Here is a 15,634-nt window from a genome sequence, read left to right on the forward strand (position 1 = left end):
CCGGCGTAACCGGCGCGTAATTCTCACCAATTTGTATAGTTATCTCCGAATCTGCCGCGGGGGAGTCCTCATGCCAGTAATGATATTCCGCCGAAGCCGCGCCCTGGGGTTGCTTCTGGCCTGCCGACTCATCTCGGCTTGCGGGGAAGTGGATCCCGAAAAAGGACCAGGGGGGGACTTCAATCCCCTCCCGGACTCCGCCGAATACGTGTACGCCAAGGAGTTCCGTTATTCCTCCGGCATGACCCCGGGATGGAGTTGCATCGATACCGTGCGGAGAAATCCCGTGGCGGAGGCCGCATCCCCGGGGCGTCGCCGCTTCTTGGACAGCAATACCATCCACTGCGCCGTGGTCGGGTACAGCCAGGAGATTGCCGGCGTGATCGACACGATCCGGGAAGAGATAGCCTCTCTCGATACCATATCCTTTTCTGAAACCCCAGTCAGCTTGACCATGACCGACGCGGACGCTTTCCTGAACGTGGCTCTCCCATCGGGAGTAATGCGCCAATATCCTGATGGACTCAGGCGGAGTTCGCGATTGATAACCGAAGCGACCGTTTCATTCCCGAAGAGCGGTTTTCCCGTCGTGCAAACGCCCTACAGCCAGGATGCGGCCCAGGATTGCGGATACGTCGAGGTCGGCCGGACCTCGCCCTGCCGGAAATTGATTTCATCCGATTTCCGGTATCAATCAGAGGTACTTGCCTTCCTGCAGGGTACGGGTTTCATTTCCCTCCAATCCAGTGATTACGCCGCGCCCCTCGGGACGGGCTCCCAAGAAACGGGTTCCATCCGCCTCCTTTACCGTGTCCTGCACGGGGACACTCTTTGGTACAAAGGCAACGTATCCCCCTAATCGCATCCAGCGCCCGTTTTTGTTAATTTCCTGGAACCGATGGAAAGCCTTATTGCCGCGGAGCGGGACGCATGAAGGCCCTCGCATTCGGTCTCCTATTCGCATTCGCCGCCTCGGATACCTCCAAGGCGGATTCGGCCGGTAAAGCCGCGCCGGCCCCCAAAACCGGTACGACCGCGGAGGCCAAGGCCCAAACCCCGGCGAAGCCCGCCCCCGTAGGCGCCGGTAACCCCGCCGCTACCCACACGCCCGAGTCCACCACGCCCTCGGAGGCCGCCACCTTGGGCGCGCCCAACGCGCCGGCCCAATCCGCCCTCACGCCGGTGGCCCATAATTATGTCACCCAGGTCTCCCCCTTCCTCAAGAAGGATTTGGAAGCGGTCTACCAGCGCAGCCACGTACACGGGAAGCTGGGCTTCAGCGTGTATTCCACCCGCTACCAGCGCTTCGAGGCGCAGCTCAACGATACCGATTGGTTCACGCCCGCGTCCTGCCTCAAGCTCATCGTCACTTCGGCGGCCCTGGATACCTTCCCCATCAACTATTTCCCGGCCACCATCATGGACGTACTGGGCTCGGTCCAGAACCGCACCCTTACGGGCAAGGTGCGCATCTCGGGCCAGGGGGATCCCAACATCTCGGACCGGTTTTTCCCGGACGCCATGAGCCCGTTGGAACCCTTCCTGGATACCCTCAAGGCGATGGGCATCGATACGGTGCGCGGGATGGTGGAGGTGACCGATACCTTCTTCACCGGGCCGCATCGTCCCGAGGCCTGGAAGCAGCATCATTTCAATACCTGGTACGGAGCCGAGGTTTCGGCGATGTCCTACAACGACAATACCTTCGTGCTCAAGGTGGGACCGGGCGCCAAACCCAACGATCCCGCCGTGGTCACCGTGACTCCCGACGTGGGCTACGTCCGCATCGTGAACAAGGCCAAGACCGTGGCCGGGGGCAAGCGCCGTATCGTACCCGCGCAGAATCCCGACTCCACCGTGGTGACCTTGAGCGGCCATATCGGGACGCGGGCCGAGGGATTCCAGATGATCCTGCCCGTACGCAACCCCACCGCCTATTTCCGGGCCTCCATCCTCAAGGCCATGGCCCTACGCGGCATGATCGTAAAGCCCGAAAGCGTGGCGGCCAACGTCCCCTTGGCCAAATCCTTCCGCTTCGTCACCGCGCCCTTGACCGACGTGGTCGAGGAGATCAACCAACGCAGCCAGAACCTCCATGCCGAACTGACCCTGCGCCAACTCGGCAAGTTCGTGAATCATGACGGCTCGTCGGCGGGGGGCATCCGCGCCGAGAAGGCCTTCCTGGCCCGGCAAGGGCTCGACACCAATGATTTCAAGCTCTTCGACGGTTGCGGCCTCTCGTCCAGCAATAAGATCAAGCCGCGCGGGATGGCGACCTTGCTGGCGAAGATGGCGCGCCATCGCTACGTGGCCGATTACATCGCCTCTCTGGCTTCCCCCGGTCTGGACGGCGCCACGGGCAAGCGCCTTCGCCCTTACATGCAGACCCATTTGATCCGCTATAAGACCGGTTCCATCAGCGGCGTGCAGGGCTTGTGCGGATTCGCCTTCGGCATCGACGGCGATACCCTCGCGTCCGCCCTGTTCATCAACGATTTCCGCGGATCGCCCGAATCGGCCTCGCGCCTGATGGACTCGCTGCTCGTCCACGTGGCCCTCTTCTACAACAAGGAACGGCCCGCCCTGATCGAAGCCCATCGCCTATTGAGCCGGCCGGATGCCCCCGCGGCCTATTTCGATCGGCTGAAATTCTTCAGCGGCGCCCTGATGGATCGGCCCTATTTCCTGGGGCCCACGGGCGAAGGCCGCTTCGGCCGCATCGATCCGTCCCCGCTCATCGATCTCGGCCGCTTCGATTGCGTGACCTTGATCGAAAGTTCCATGGCCCTCGCGCTCGCAGCGCAGCCGCGCGACGTATTGCCTCGCATCCTCGCCTTGCGTTACGGGTCGGACACCGTCGATTATCCCACCCGCAACCATTACTTCGTGGAAGACTGGCTGAAGCACAACGCATCTTTCGTGAAGGTGGCCCGCTTCCCGGGCGACAGCCTGCTCCATAAGGCCATCGATAAGAAGAAATTCTTCGCGGCCAAGAAACTGCCCTACCCCCAAGCCAACCCGGTGGCCGAAATCGCCTACATGCCTTATGCCAAGGCCTTGGACATGATGTCGCACTGGACCTTCGGGGAGAAATTCCTGGGCGTGGCTTTCGTGACCGACATTCCCGGCCTGGACGTGACCCATACCGGCTTCCTGCTAGCCGATGGCAAGAATCCGCCCATCCTCCGCAACGCCAGCCTGATTCTCCATAAAGTGGCCGATATGCCTTTCAAGGAATACCTGGAAGGGCGCAAAGGCAAATGCGCCGGAGTGCTTTTCTTCGAATTCCTGCCCCCGCCCACCTAAGAGCCCCGAACTTAATGGGTACTCGGCTGCGGCCGGCTGCGCGGCCCGGGGACTGCGTCAGACTCAGTCGCGATATTTTCCAAATATCGCTCCATCGTCTTCCTTGTCCGCGGGCCGCTCGCTCGGCCTCGCTACTTCGCCCCCATTAAGTTCGGGGCTCTAAGCGGCGTTTCTTATCTTTTCCCCAATGGGCGATTCGAAGGACAAGCTCCACCCCGAGGCGCACGGCCTCTATTCCGACTTCCTCAAGAAGAACAAGATGTTCTTCACGAAGGAGCGTACCCGCCTGTTGGATTTCATCCTCGGGCAGGAAGGCCATTTCAGCGCCGACGAATTGCTCTTCGGCATGCAAAAAGCCGACCTGAAGGTCTCGCGCGCCACCCTGTACCGGTCCCTAAGCCAATTGGTGGAAGCCGGCATCCTTTCCGAATCGGATTTCGGGCACGGCCATACCCATTACGAGATCGCCCTGGGATCAAAACCGCACGTCCACCTCATCTGCACCGACTCCGGGGACGTACGGGAAGTGTATTCGCAGAAGCTCGAGGATGCGCTGAACGATCTGGCCCGCAAGGAAGGCTTCAAGATCAAACGCTACAAGATCCAGGTTTTCGGCGTTTCCAAGGCATCACGCAAGGATTCCGCCAAATCCTGACGCCATTCTGCCTTTAGGGTGGCCCCAGCCATTTACCGGCGGTAAACACTTTCTTCCTCCCTAACCCTGCGTAGCCCGCAAAAGCGGGCTATGTTTTCCGATGCGCCCTTAGCCATACGCCCCTTTACCCGGGGGGCGCCGGGGGGGCGCACTGGGGAGCGGACGGACGAAGGCAGAGGTTTAGGCCACTGCGGATTCGTTCGCCCGCAGAAGCTGCTCCCGCGAGGGAGCAGCTTTCTTTTTACCCCCTCATCCCCTTCCCGACCGGACCACCCGCCTCGATCAACAATCGCGCGTTTTCGGAACATGGGGCGCGGACGCGGGAATCGAACTATGTTTTATGGTCAGCATGGCCCAAGCCCGAGGCCGGCGATGGCGGATGGATCGATGCCGAAGACGCAACCGAGATATCGGAGGTAAACGCGATGCAGCCCCTCACCTTCGCCATGCTATTGATGTCCTTCTCGCTCGCGTTGGGCCAACCGTCGCGGAATTCGGGTCCCTTCCCGGCGGCAAGCTGGGATTCGTATCCCTTGCGGGAACCCCTTCCGGCCCGATCCGTCTTCACCGATGGGCGAACCTTGTTCGTCGGCGGCGATGATAGCTTGCGGGCCTCCAGCGATGGCGGAGAAAACTGGCACACGCTTTCCTCCTTGCCTGGGAATGGAACGATCACCGCGATCTGGGCGGGCGAAGGGCTCATGCTCGCGGCCCGTTCCCATGCCATCTATCGTTCCCCCGATTCCGCGGCGACCTGGAGCAAGGCAGGGGGCGATTCAGTCATCGATGACGGGCTTCGCTTCCTCGCATGGAAGGATACCCTCGTGATGCTCACCTCCCGCTTCTGGACCTATACCCGCATGTACTCCGTCGATTCGGGTCGCACATGGATCGCGGGAGGCAATTGGGGCGAAGATCCGGGATCGATCCCGAATTTTCTCGGATCCGATCCCTTGGGGAAATCCGTAGGCGCCACTTCTTTACAGGGTAACCAGTATGTTACAACCGAGACGGGAGGCTTGCTGCGGCGGAGCGCCGCGGGAGTCTGGACATTCCTCAGCCCAGGAACGCGTCCGGCCACGCCCTTTGCCTTGGCTACCGCCGGCCGGAACCTATGCATGGCCACCGACCTCGGGGTTTCCTGCTCACAGGATGGAGGTTCGCATTTCTCGACCATTTCCAGCGATAGGATAAACCCCAACGGCTATTCGATCGCCGTGGACCAGGAACGGGTGTATGCGAACGCTTTTATCAATGGCCCTATAGGTACCTTGTGGTCCCGGCGTCTTGGTGATTTCGACCCTTGGGTCGGGAAGGAAAATTACTTACAGGGACAACTCGTCGCCGCCAGGCCGGGACTGCTGATGCTTTTCGGCCGTTACTCGGGGGCTTACCGCTCCCTCGATCAAGGGGCCGGCTTCAAACCTTATGGCAAACAGACGTCCGGCACCCTCACCATGGTCGCGTTGGGTCGGAAGCTCTGGGTCGAAAACTCGGCGAAGGGCATCTACTCGAGCTCCGACTCCGGAATGCAATGGCACGGATGGAACGCGTGGAAAGGTCCGGAGGTGTCTTCCCTAGCCGTTTCCGACTCGATCCTTTTCGGCCTCGGGTTGGACGGGGTCATCCGGCAATCCACGGCAACGGATACCGGCTGGACGACCACGCCTGCCCCGCCAACCGATAGCCTCGTGATCCTCGCCGCCGGGGACTCCGTGCTTTATGCGGCGGGACCCGGTAAATTGTGGGTCCGTAACCTGTATGCTACCCCTGCGGCCGTGTCGTGGCGGCTTCCGAAGAACCCTTCCCGCCGATATTCCGCCAGCTCCCGCGCCGGTTTCTTCCCTCCGCGGGGAGGCGCGGCCCGCGATGCATTGGGCAAACGGGCCGGGGTGAGCGCCCCTAACGCCCAAATTCCGCAAGGCCACGGCGGTTTGGAACCGGAACGAAACCGGAAGACGATAAAAGGCGACTGATACCTAGGGCGCCGCTTTCCAGCGCCCGCCGGCATGAATGCCGGATTCCGAACCTTGGGAGGAAGGACGATGCGTTCCTTCATTTCGTTTTGCATTCTGCTCGGTACGCTCGCGGTTTCCCTCCCGCATGCCCACGGCCTCATCGAAGATCCCCCTTCGCGGATGTGGATCTGCGGGGAGGAAACCAAACCCGATCAAATCGCCTTGAAGTCGGCGAAGACCCCGGCCTGCTCCACCGCCTTCGCCATCAACCAGGATGCCGCCTACAACTTCATGGCGGTGGTCAATCATACGTTAGGCCGCTCCCATGACAATCCCTTGCCGGCCTACGTGTGCGGATACGCAGGGGAGTTCTGGAAAGGGGCCGAAACGCCTTGGGACGTCCCCATGGACTGGCCCGCTACGCCCATGTCCGCGGGGCCTAAAGCCATTACCTGGAACGTCGTCTGGGGGCCGCATTTCGATGACACGCATGAGTTCAAGTATTGGATCACCAAGCCCGATTTCGTGTTCTCGCCGACCAAGGCGCTCGCCTGGGACGATTTCGAAACCGAGCCCTTCTGCTCCCTCACCTACGACGATACCAAGCCGGACGCCAATCCGGCCATCACCGCCGATAAGCCTGGCAACCGCTTCGTGACCCGATGCACCTTGCCCGCCCGCACCGGGCATCATGTCGTTTACGGGGAATGGGGCCGTACCGAGCCGACCCTGGAACGCTTCCACGGCTGCTTCGACGGGCAATTCGGCGGGACCCCAATCCGGATCCCCTACCGCCCGCGCGATCCCGGCCGCTCGAGTCCCGCATCCAGCCCGACCGGCTTGGACCTGTTAGGCCGCCCCCGGGACCTTGGCCGACCAGGAATCTTGCCCCGCGCGCCGGCAAGCACCCGCTAGCGGTTTCCGCCTGGAATCGCCCCTTCGCCGGAGCCATCCCCCGTAAGAAGCCGGGAAGTTCCGCAGGCTTTCCGGCAGGACTCGCGATACCTTACGGTCGTGACGCATCCCCTTCCCTCCCTCGCCCTCCTGACCTGCGCCGGCATCTCCGCCTGGGGGGCGCCCGCATGGCGGGCGATCGAATTCACCGAACCCAATCCGGTGCAGCTCTCCTTATCGGCCTGCAAAGGCGATAGCTTATGGGCGACGACTCCGGGCGATCAGCGGTTTTCGGGAGATGGCGGGGCGACCTGGAGCGTGGGATGGCCTCTCTCCGATACCAGCTCCGGGGACTGCAAGGCGCCGGCCGTTTTCCAAGGCGATACCTTAACGGTCAAGAATCCGGTCCCGGGCCGTGGGTATGTTTGGCGCCACTCCGGGAAAGACAGCGTTCTGGCATTCGACTTCCGCGGTAACTTCAGGAATCTAGTCGCCACCTCCAATGGCATCCTGGCCGTGACCCGCGGCGGGATCTCCTTTTTTTCGGCCGACGGTCGGAACTGGAATCCCATTACCGAGGGAACGCGCGCCGCCGATATCCGCGGGTTGGCCGCCAATGGATCGATGCTGGCGGCCCAGACCTCCCTGGGCCTTTACCTTTCGCGTGACCGCGGAAGGCAATGGGAATACCTGCGGCGGGCCCTCCCAAGCATGGACGTTCCGCATTTGCTCCTTACGCAAAACCATCTTTTCTCATGCGACGTGGCCAAAGGATTCTTCCGCTATGATCTGACCCGGAAGGTTTGGGATACGCTTTCCTTCCCCCAGCAGCCGGAATTATTCAGCTTCGCGACCGGCAATGACCGGATCGTTTATGGAGGGGACGGGCCGGAAGGCCGCGGCATTTACCTCTCCAAGGACGGCGCCGGATTCAAGAGGGCCGGCTCCTTTCCCAGGGCCGTCTTTTACGCCATGGACGTGCTCCGGAATGACATCGTTTTCATCGGCAAGGATTCGGTCTTCCGGACCCCGGACAGCGGGGCCACTTGGACACGCGCGCTAGGGCCATGCCTCGACCTCGGCGTGGAGACGGCCGCCACCGATTCGGGGCTGTTCGTGCTGGACCCGATCGGGTTCCTGCGTATTACGGGTCCCAAGGGGTGCAATCAATTCGCGGGTCCGAGCGGAAGCAAGCCCTATGGCACCCGCAATGACGAGCCCGGATTCCGCGTCGCCGGCGAAGGGGGCAGCGTGTACCTAAGCGGGCCCGATGGGCTTTCGGTCTGGGAGGATGCGGAAAACGTCGGCCTCAAGCGCGCCCTGCGCGCAGTTCCGACTCCACCCCAAGGGATCCGTTCCCCGGTGCGGGTTTGGTCCGCGCCGTCCGCAGGGCATAGGGGGCTGATCGATGCGAAAGGCGCGAGCCGTAAGGAATAGGCGGGCCGGAAAAGAAAAAGGCGTCCCTCGCGGAACGCCTTTCCAGCGCGGCCCGAAGGCCGCGAAGTAACGCAGAGTTTACCGGGAGTAGTATTCCACCACGTGCTGCTCGGCGAGCTTCACGGGGATCTGCTCGCGGATAGGCTTGGCGATCAGCTTGCCTTCCATCTTCACCTTGTTGATCTCGTAGTACTCCGGCACCTGGATGCCGCCCGAATGGGTGAGAGCCTCGATCAACTGGGGATGGTTCTTGGATTTCTCCTGCACCGTGATCACGTCCCCGACCTTCATCTGATGGCTGGGAGTGAAGATGCGCTTGCCGTTGATGTTGAAGTGGCCGTGGGCGATGTACTGGCGCGCGGCGTAGATGGTACGGGCGAAGCCCATGCGGTAGATGGCGGCGTCGGCGCGCGTTTCCAGGTAGGACAGCAGCACCGTGCCGGTGGACTCGTGGGAATGCGAGGCTTTGGCGTAGTAGCTGCGCAGCTGCTTCTCGGACACGTTGTACGTGGCCTTGAGGCGCTGCTTCTCGAGCAACTGAAGCTTGTACGTGGAAGGGCTCTTCTTACGCGCCAGGCCGTGCTGGCCGGGGGTGAAAGAACGGCGCTCCATGATGCGGGCGGCCTTCGGCGTGATGGCCAGATTCAGCGCGCGGGAAATCTTAACTTTGGGTCCTGCCGACATTCCGTATTTCCTTCTTCGGGACTTCGACGCCCTACTCGGCGCCCAATCCGCAAACAACGATTTTTTAAGGCTTTACAAGTTAACTAAGAGCCTTGTTTTTTTCAACGAAACCGGCAAACGACCTCGTCCCACCGCGAGGGAGGCAGGTCCGGGGGACGGGAAATCCTATATTGAACCCTGAAATTCGCCTAAAATACCCCCCCAGGGAGACCTGCAATGTCCATGAGCGATGAAATCTCCGCGTCGGAACTGAGTGAAATCCTGGAGAGCAATCCCTCCACCCCCCTCATCGACGTCCGGGAACAGGATGAGTTCGACGAGGTGAACCTCGCCGGAAAGCTGATTCCCATGAGCGAACTGGAATCCCGCTGGCAGGAAATCCCCAAGGAAGGGACGGTCTATATCCATTGCCGGTCCGGCAAACGCTCCCGTACCGCTATCGAGTTCCTGAAAACCAAGGGCTATTCCAACTGCGTCAACCTTACGGGAGGGATCCTGTCCTGGTTGAACGAGGTCAACCCCGAGGGGCGTTCGGCCTGAGCGATTCCTCTCCCCCGGCCCGCGGTCCCCGCTTCGGGATCATCCTGGGCATCCTGCTCGCCTTGTTGTTGTGCGCCGGCGGCGGCGCCTGGTATTTTCTGGATCGGATACGGCCCGAAAAGGTCGGCCGGGCCCTCTCGGAAGCCCTGGCCCAATCCCTCGGCTTAAGCCCCTCCGTCACCCTGCGCGATTGGGTCGTGGTCGAGGAGAAGAAACCCCTCGCCGAATTGGCCCTGGTCTCGCGCGATGCCGACGTCTCCCATCGCATCGAAAGCGTACGCCTACGCAGTAAGGCGGAACTGTCCCTGCGCGCCGTCTTCCGGATCAAGGCCGGTTTCGATCTGCGCGACCCGGATACGCGCTTCGCCCTCGAGCCCGGCCTGCGCAAAGCCTATTTCGAGCTCCCCCTTCCCCGCGTGCTCTCGGCGGACATGATCCGCTACGAGGTGCTGACGGATCGGGAAGGCTGGTGGAACCGCATCGGCGAAGCGGAGAAATCCCAAGCCATGGCCGACCTGCGAACCGAAGCCTTGGCGGAAACCATGCGGGCGGGCCTTTTGCGCGAGTGCGAAAGCCGGTTGGAAGAAGAGTTGGCGGGGGTTTCCCGGCGCACGGGAGTCGAAATCGCCGTGCGTTATCGCGGCAGCTTGGCGAACGCGGATTCGTTGAAAGCGTCGTCGAACTCGCCCATGCTTCCGTAAGCGAAGCCCATCACCGCATCCCACATCGGCTTGTGCTCCATGCATAGGTACTGGAATACCCGGCCGCGCCAGGGGGCGAGGGCTTCCAGCGCGTTGCGGTAGAGCTTTTCCCGCACGGCGGAAGCATAGGTGATCTTCCCGTCGGGCGTGGTCTCGGTTTCCATCTGCAGCAGTTTGGAATGCTTGTACTTGAGGCGGAAGTCCTGGGCGAAGCCCTTGAGCAAGGTGACGCAGCCGAGGGAAATCCACAGCACCTCTTCGGCTCGGAACGACTCCAAGACCCGGGCCATGAGCCCCCGGTATTCCCCTTCCCAACCTTCGAAGTACATCATGGGATGGAAATGGAAGCCGACCTTGACGCCCTTGTCGGCGACGGCGCGGGCCGCTTCCAGGCGGCGGTCCAGGGAGGCCGTCTTATGCTCCTCGTTGGCCACGATGATCTGCGGGTTGAGTGACCAGGAGCAGCAGACGTTGGCGGGGATGTCGTTCTCCAGGATCCAGGCGACGTTGGCCGACTTGGTCTTGAGCTCGATGACGGCGTTGGGATGGGAGCGGGCGAAATCGCAGAGGTCCCGCAAGATATCGTTCTTGTTGCCCCATAAAAGGGAGTCGCTGTATTCGCCGGTGCCGATGCGATAGCGCTTGGCCGGATTGAGTTCGACTTCGGCGAGCTTGGCCTTGAGATTGGTCGGCGCCGCCACCACGGCCTCGTCGTAATGGTTCTGCAGGACGCAGTAGGAACAGGCCATGGCGCAATTGTCGACGATGTTGAGGACTTTAAGGTTGCAGCAGACCGCGCGTTCCGAAGCGGCCGGGCAGAGGCGGAAGATGCGGCCCTTGAGCTCCTTGTCGACGAAGCGGTGGGCGGGCAATTTCTCCTTGGGCGCATCGCCCGGATCCTTCGGATAGGCCTTGGGCCGCGCGGCCAGGTCCAGGTAGGCCTGCTGCCATCGGCGGAACAGGTACTCCCCCTGTTGACGCGAGTGGCCGGGCAATGGCCCCGCGAGGTCGGCATCCAGGGATGCGCGGAAGCCGGATTCGCCCCAGACGGATGCGTCGATGAGCCAATCGCCGAGGCGCTTCAATTGCTGGAAGCTGAAGCCGAAATCCCGCTCCATGCGGAAGGCCAATTCCCGATCGGCGGGAAGGAGGCGCTCCAGCACGCCGCCTTCCAGGGCGGCCAGGGTTTTATGGGTCGCCGCGTCCGGCGCGGGCCGTGTTTCCGGTGCCATGGTCGGTAAAGGTACTAAGCCCCGGCGGGATGGGCCGACCCGCCCTGCGGCTTGGAACGCCTAAGGTCTACTTCCAGGCCTTCAGGAACGCCGCTTCGTCGAAACCCACCGTGCTCTTGCTCCCGTCGGTGACCAGCGGCCGCTTGATCAGGCGGCCATTCCCCGCCAACAGGTCGAGAATCCCGCCTTCGCCTAGCTTGGGGATCTTGTCCTTGATCTTGAGTTCCTTATACTGCACGCCGCTGGTATTGAAGAACTTCTTAAGCTCCGCGCCGCTCTGATCCACGATCTTCTTCAAGGCCGGACGCGTGGGCGGGCTCTCCGTGATGTCGACGAAGGCGTACTCCCGGCCCAGCTTGGCCAGGGCTTTTTCCGCCTTACGGCAGGTATCGCATTTCTTGTAACCGTAGAAGGTGAGCATGGGATGCAAAGATAACCAAGTTGCTATTTTGGCCAGGATGGATAAACGACTCGGCCCCATCGCGAAGATGCGCACCTACCCCGAATCCCCGGTGCGCTACGAGCTGCCCATCGGCGACTCCGCGCTGCGGCTGAACGACGTGATCGGGAAGCCCGTACGCTTCCGGCATACCGGCCGCATCTTCTGCGTGAATTGCGGCAACCTGACCAAGACCAGCTTCAGCCAGGGGTATTGCTTCAAATGCATGCAGACCCTGGCGCAATGCGACATGTGCATCGTCAAGCCCGAGCTTTGCCATTTCCATCTCGGGACCTGCCGCGAGCCGGCCTGGGGCGAAAAGCATTGCATGATCGAGCATACCGTGTACCTGGCCAATTCCTCCGGCCTCAAGGTGGGGATCACACGTTCCCATCAGATGCGCACGCGCTGGATGGACCAAGGCGCGGTGCAGGCGCTTCCCATCGTCCGCGTGAAAAACCGGCTCGATTCGGGCCGGGTGGAATCGACCCTGAGCCGCCTGGTGCCGGATAAGACCAATTGGCGCGCCATGCTGAAAGGCAATTCGGAACGCGTCGATCTGAAGGCGGAGCGCGACAAGCTCTTCGCATCGTGGGGGGCCGATCTTCCGGGCGAGCGGTTGTTCGAAGAGGAATACGCCTTCGTTTATCCTGTCTTGGCATTTCCCGCCAAGCCGGCCTCGCTCAACCTGGACAAGCAGCCCGAGGTTTCCGGGGAATTGCAAGGGATCAAAGGGCAGTACCTGATCCTCAGCACCGGCGTCATCAATATGCGCAAGTACGGCGGATACGAGTTGGAATGGGAATGGGACGCTTCAGCCGCGCCGGCCGGGGGAAACCCGGCAGCGGCGGTTGCGAAAGCCGAAACCGCGCTGGTCTCCCCGGCGGGACTCATCCCCGTCGCCAAGGATCCCGCCCAGACTTCCCTATTCTAGTCCTGCCTACCATAAGCCTGCCTCGCTTTTCAAGAGCTTCCTGAAAAACCGTCCCGCTTCCCGTCTTTCCTTACGCCGCGGTTTCCGAATCGGGGTAAAATTCCGATTGCGCCCGCCACGAGGCCGCCGTACCTTTGAAGTTACCCCCCCTCTGGGGAGCCTGCGACAGCGACACAAAAACCATTCGGAGGACCCTATGCGAACCGCCTTGCTCCGGTATTGCCTTCCCGTGACCTTGGTTTTCCCCGCCCTTTCCCTAGCTTCCCTCGGATATGCCCTAAAGCATGATGCCGATCTCTATCGGACCGAAACCCTGGAGCCTCCGCCCTTGGCCTCCTTGGAAGCCGGGCAATCTGTGCGCATGCTGCATCCCGGCGCCGCCCAATCCCTCGTGGAGACCGTGGGCGGATTGAAAGGCTGGGTCCGCAACGGGGACTTGTTGGCGCTGGCGCCGGCGGGCGCGCAAAAGCATGAATTACCGAATCAGAAGGTGACCGGCGCGGGCGATGTGAACGTCAGCCCTTGGGTCAATAACGGGGCGGTGGACGCGGACATGGCCGTGGCCCCGGACCGCGCCTTCGCGGCGGAAATCATCGAGACGCTGGATAAAGAGCAGGTCGAAATGCGCCACGACGAGAATTGACCGAGCGCTCCTCGTCCTGCCGGCGGCCCAAGGCATCGACCTCGGGCCCGCCATGGGCGGTGGAGGTCGATGGTACGCCGGCCGCCGCGGGCCGGGCCCCGATGGCGACCGTCATCCCGTATTCGAAAGCCCCCAGATCGGGGGCCGAGCCCGCGAAGGGCAATCCCACGTCCTTACCCTTGCCGATTAAATGGCTGTTTGCCGACAACTTCAGGAAAGAGACGTCCGGGAGGCTGCCGTCCGGTTTGCGCGGGCCGAACACGCCGGCCGTATCCACGCTCTGGAAGTCCGATGCCGCCACGGTCAATCCGGAAATGTCCCAGGAGTTGAAGGCCGCATCGGCCCCGGTCGCGCTCGCCGTGGCGGTGCCTTGGAAAGCGACGTTGTTCCGGTAGATGCCCATCCCCGCGTCCGCGGCCTTGGCCAGGTCGTAGCCGAGCATGTTGAAGGCGACGCCGTGATTGGCGTACGCGGTATTGTTGTAATAGAAGTTGTCCACGGGTTGATGATTCTGATAGAAGCCCGCGGCCTTGTTCAGGAAGGAGATGCAGCGGCGTATGGTATGTTGCGGGATGGGATCGGGGTACTTCGCGGGAGGATTGCCCCATCCCCCGATCTTGAAACCGTTCCCGTTCCCGTCCGGCGCCGAGGTGGTGGTGCCGGGCTTATAGCCGTTGAGCGCGTTCCAACTATCCTCGATCATCACCGCCACGCCTTGGTTGATGCAGTCGAAACCGTCGTCGGAATTCCACCAGGCGCGGCAGCCGCGCAGGATGGTCGGCGGGCCCGACTTCTGGTAATGCACGCCGAAGCCATCCGCGTTCTGCCCGTTCCCCTGATCCGAAAATTCGTCATAATTGTGATGCGCATCGCAATTGAGGATAAGGTTGCCGCCGTTGCCGTAGGCCAGGAACAATCCCGCCCCCGCGTTATGGTGGATATCCAGGTTCTCGAAAATGGTATTGCTGGTCGGATTGCCCCAGATGCCGTTGCAGGATCGCTTCCCGGTCATGGGTACGTTCCGGATTTCGAGCCCCTTCAGGTACAACCAGTTCCCGCCTTCGATCCAGATGCCGGCCCCGGTGACGGTAGGATCCAGCTGCGCCGCTGAAAAATCGAGGACCGGCTTCTCGGCGCGGTAGGCCCAATAGCAGATGCGCTTGGTTTCCGAAGTCCCGCTTTTGGTCAGGTGGATGCCGGAGTTGGCCGCCGGCGTCTTGCCGATTTTATAGGTCCCGCCCCGGAGGAAAACGGTATCGCCCGGGCTCGCGGCATCCTGGGCGCGCTGCATGCTGGCGAAGGGCTTCTCTAGGGTTCCCGCGGCGGAATCATCGCCGGCGACTGCGACATAATAAACGGCGGCGCCTGCCCGACCGGCTCCCAGGACCAGGGCTCCCGCGAACAATCCCGAGGCGATGCTTTTCACCATCATTCCGACTTTCCGCGGCCCATTCCGCTTCCGTTCGGGAATCTACCCTGACCCTGCGCATAGCGGTTCCGGATTCCCGCTTGTAGCCCCCGATTGGAGCGATTGTTACCAAGTAGGCCACGCCGGCTTCGGTTTTTTGGGACTCCGAAGGCCGGTACGCATCCGAATGCGCATCTTGCGCAGTCCGCGCAGCTTTTTGCGCGCGAACCATTCCGCCTTTTCCATCCGCGCCCTGCCCTTCGCGACTATTCGTAGTATTAAGGCTATTCCGTCGATGGCATTCTATTTGCGCTCGAAGCTTGGATCTATCGAAAAAAGTGGAGCGCATCATGACCAAAAAAACTTTCCTGCCTGCCCTTTTCGCGCTCCCGTTCTTCGCCGCCTGCAGTTTCAACATGGCCACCCCGCCCGCCCGCACCGCGTTCTTCGGATCCCCGCGCGTCCTGCCCGCCAGGGAAAGCGCCGTAACGGCGGAGGGAACATCGGCCGGCGAATTGTTCGGGCCCTCTTTGGCGGGCGGCTCCCTGACCTATGAGAGGGGGCTGGGGAATCAACGCGAAATCGTGGTCACGCCGACTGCCGGCGTGATCCAGAACGAATCCGACTATCTAGGGATCTCCCTGGATATCAAACAAGGCGTCCCTGAGACCCGCAATGTGGCATTCACCTATGGTACCGGGTATCTCTGGAACGAAAATGGTCAGGCGGTTTCCGCGGAGGCCGGAACGCTGCTGGGATTCGAGAACCGTTTCTTCGTGCCCACCCTGTCCCTGATGTTTTTC

Annotated in this window: 15 protein-coding genes; 11 read left to right on the forward strand and 4 right to left on the reverse strand. The window is 61.8% G+C overall.

From position 1 onward, the window contains the following. Positions 1–70: 70 nt before the first annotated feature. The 6 genes from JF616_18115 to JF616_18140 all read left to right on the forward strand — a co-directional run bounded on the left by JF616_18115 (position 71) and on the right by JF616_18140 (position 8,250). Positions 71–859, forward strand: a complete 789-nt coding sequence (locus tag JF616_18115) for a hypothetical protein (GenBank protein MBW8889676.1) — start codon at positions 71–73, stop codon at positions 857–859. 71 nt (positions 860–930) lie between these two features. Then, complete coding sequence (gene dacB, locus JF616_18120) at positions 931–3,306, forward strand: D-alanyl-D-alanine carboxypeptidase/D-alanyl-D-alanine-endopeptidase (protein ID MBW8889677.1); 2,376 nt, start codon at positions 931–933, stop codon at positions 3,304–3,306. Positions 3,307–3,493: 187 nt separating this feature from the next. Beyond that, positions 3,494–3,961, forward strand: a complete 468-nt coding sequence (locus tag JF616_18125; protein MBW8889678.1) for a transcriptional repressor — start codon at positions 3,494–3,496, stop codon at positions 3,959–3,961. 425 nt (positions 3,962–4,386) lie between these two features. Beyond that, on the forward strand, positions 4,387–5,937 hold the full coding sequence (locus JF616_18130) for a hypothetical protein (protein MBW8889679.1): 1,551 nt from the start codon (positions 4,387–4,389) through the stop codon (positions 5,935–5,937). Positions 5,938–6,006: 69 nt separating this feature from the next. After that, positions 6,007–6,834: a lytic polysaccharide monooxygenase gene (locus JF616_18135; GenBank protein MBW8889680.1), complete on the forward strand. Its 828-nt coding sequence runs from the start codon at positions 6,007–6,009 to the stop codon at positions 6,832–6,834. A 99-nt stretch (positions 6,835–6,933) separates the two neighbouring features. Beyond that, on the forward strand, positions 6,934–8,250 hold the full coding sequence (locus tag JF616_18140) for a hypothetical protein (GenBank protein ID MBW8889681.1): 1,317 nt from the start codon (positions 6,934–6,936) through the stop codon (positions 8,248–8,250). Between the two features lie 78 nt (positions 8,251–8,328). Here JF616_18140 and rpsD read toward each other — a convergent pair whose 3' ends face one another. After that, the gene (rpsD, locus tag JF616_18145; protein ID MBW8889682.1) at positions 8,329–8,934 is read right to left on the reverse strand and encodes a 30S ribosomal protein S4; all 606 of its coding nucleotides are present in this window, start codon (positions 8,932–8,934) and stop codon (positions 8,329–8,331) included. A 222-nt stretch (positions 8,935–9,156) separates the two neighbouring features. Here rpsD and JF616_18150 point away from each other — a divergent pair, with 222 nt between their 5' ends. Beyond that, positions 9,157–9,474: a rhodanese-like domain-containing protein gene (locus JF616_18150; GenBank protein ID MBW8889683.1), complete on the forward strand. Its 318-nt coding sequence runs from the start codon at positions 9,157–9,159 to the stop codon at positions 9,472–9,474. A 62-nt stretch (positions 9,475–9,536) separates the two neighbouring features. After that, positions 9,537–10,175: a DUF4230 domain-containing protein gene (locus tag JF616_18155; protein MBW8889684.1), complete on the forward strand. Its 639-nt coding sequence runs from the start codon at positions 9,537–9,539 to the stop codon at positions 10,173–10,175. On the opposite strand, the gene JF616_18160 is transcribed toward JF616_18155, so the two are convergent. Continuing rightward, complete coding sequence (locus tag JF616_18160) at positions 10,109–11,407, reverse strand: DNA photolyase (GenBank protein ID MBW8889685.1); 1,299 nt, start codon at positions 11,405–11,407, stop codon at positions 10,109–10,111. The two genes, JF616_18155 and JF616_18160, sit on opposite strands and share 67 nt — an antisense overlap. Positions 11,408–11,474: 67 nt before the next feature. After that, on the reverse strand, positions 11,475–11,828 hold the full coding sequence (locus JF616_18165; protein ID MBW8889686.1) for a Spx/MgsR family RNA polymerase-binding regulatory protein: 354 nt from the start codon (positions 11,826–11,828) through the stop codon (positions 11,475–11,477). Between the two features lie 67 nt (positions 11,829–11,895). On the opposite strand from JF616_18165, the gene JF616_18170 reads away from it, so the two are divergent. Together JF616_18170 and JF616_18175 are read left to right on the forward strand one after the other, a co-directional pair. Beyond that, positions 11,896–12,780, forward strand: a complete 885-nt coding sequence (locus tag JF616_18170; protein ID MBW8889687.1) for a DUF2797 domain-containing protein — start codon at positions 11,896–11,898, stop codon at positions 12,778–12,780. 196 nt (positions 12,781–12,976) lie between these two features. After that, positions 12,977–13,423 (forward strand): hypothetical protein, encoded by a 447-nt coding sequence (locus JF616_18175; GenBank protein ID MBW8889688.1) that lies wholly within the window; start codon positions 12,977–12,979, stop codon positions 13,421–13,423. Here JF616_18175 and JF616_18180 read toward each other — a convergent pair. Next, on the reverse strand, positions 13,371–14,855 hold the full coding sequence (locus JF616_18180; protein ID MBW8889689.1) for a DUF4990 domain-containing protein: 1,485 nt from the start codon (positions 14,853–14,855) through the stop codon (positions 13,371–13,373). The genes JF616_18175 and JF616_18180 overlap by 53 nt on opposite strands. Positions 14,856–15,181: 326 nt before the next feature. On the opposite strand from JF616_18180, the gene JF616_18185 reads away from it, so the two are divergent. Continuing rightward, on the forward strand, positions 15,182–15,634 hold a 453-nt coding region (locus JF616_18185), incomplete at its 3' end, for a hypothetical protein (protein ID MBW8889690.1).

This window comes from Fibrobacterota bacterium (genome assembly GCA_019509785.1).
Classification (GTDB): domain Bacteria; phylum Fibrobacterota; class Fibrobacteria; order UBA11236; family UBA11236; genus Chersky-265.

Coding starts and splice junctions, on each gene's coding strand:
- JF616_18115 (MBW8889676.1), top strand. CDS start 71: ATGCCAGTAATGATATTCCGCCGAAGCCGCGCCCTGGGGTTGCTTCTG.
- dacB (MBW8889677.1), top strand. CDS start 931: ATGAAGGCCCTCGCATTCGGTCTCCTATTCGCATTCGCCGCCTCGGAT.
- JF616_18125 (MBW8889678.1), top strand. CDS start 3,494: ATGGGCGATTCGAAGGACAAGCTCCACCCCGAGGCGCACGGCCTCTAT.
- JF616_18130 (MBW8889679.1), top strand. CDS start 4,387: ATGCAGCCCCTCACCTTCGCCATGCTATTGATGTCCTTCTCGCTCGCG.
- JF616_18135 (MBW8889680.1), top strand. CDS start 6,007: ATGCGTTCCTTCATTTCGTTTTGCATTCTGCTCGGTACGCTCGCGGTT.
- rpsD (MBW8889682.1), bottom strand. CDS start 8,934: ATGTCGGCAGGACCCAAAGTTAAGATTTCCCGCGCGCTGAATCTGGCC.
- JF616_18150 (MBW8889683.1), top strand. CDS start 9,157: ATGAGCGATGAAATCTCCGCGTCGGAACTGAGTGAAATCCTGGAGAGC.
- JF616_18160 (MBW8889685.1), bottom strand. CDS start 11,407: ATGGCACCGGAAACACGGCCCGCGCCGGACGCGGCGACCCATAAAACC.
- JF616_18165 (MBW8889686.1), bottom strand. CDS start 11,828: ATGCTCACCTTCTACGGTTACAAGAAATGCGATACCTGCCGTAAGGCG.
- JF616_18170 (MBW8889687.1), top strand. CDS start 11,896: ATGCGCACCTACCCCGAATCCCCGGTGCGCTACGAGCTGCCCATCGGC.
- JF616_18175 (MBW8889688.1), top strand. CDS start 12,977: ATGCGAACCGCCTTGCTCCGGTATTGCCTTCCCGTGACCTTGGTTTTC.
- JF616_18180 (MBW8889689.1), bottom strand. CDS start 14,855: ATGATGGTGAAAAGCATCGCCTCGGGATTGTTCGCGGGAGCCCTGGTC.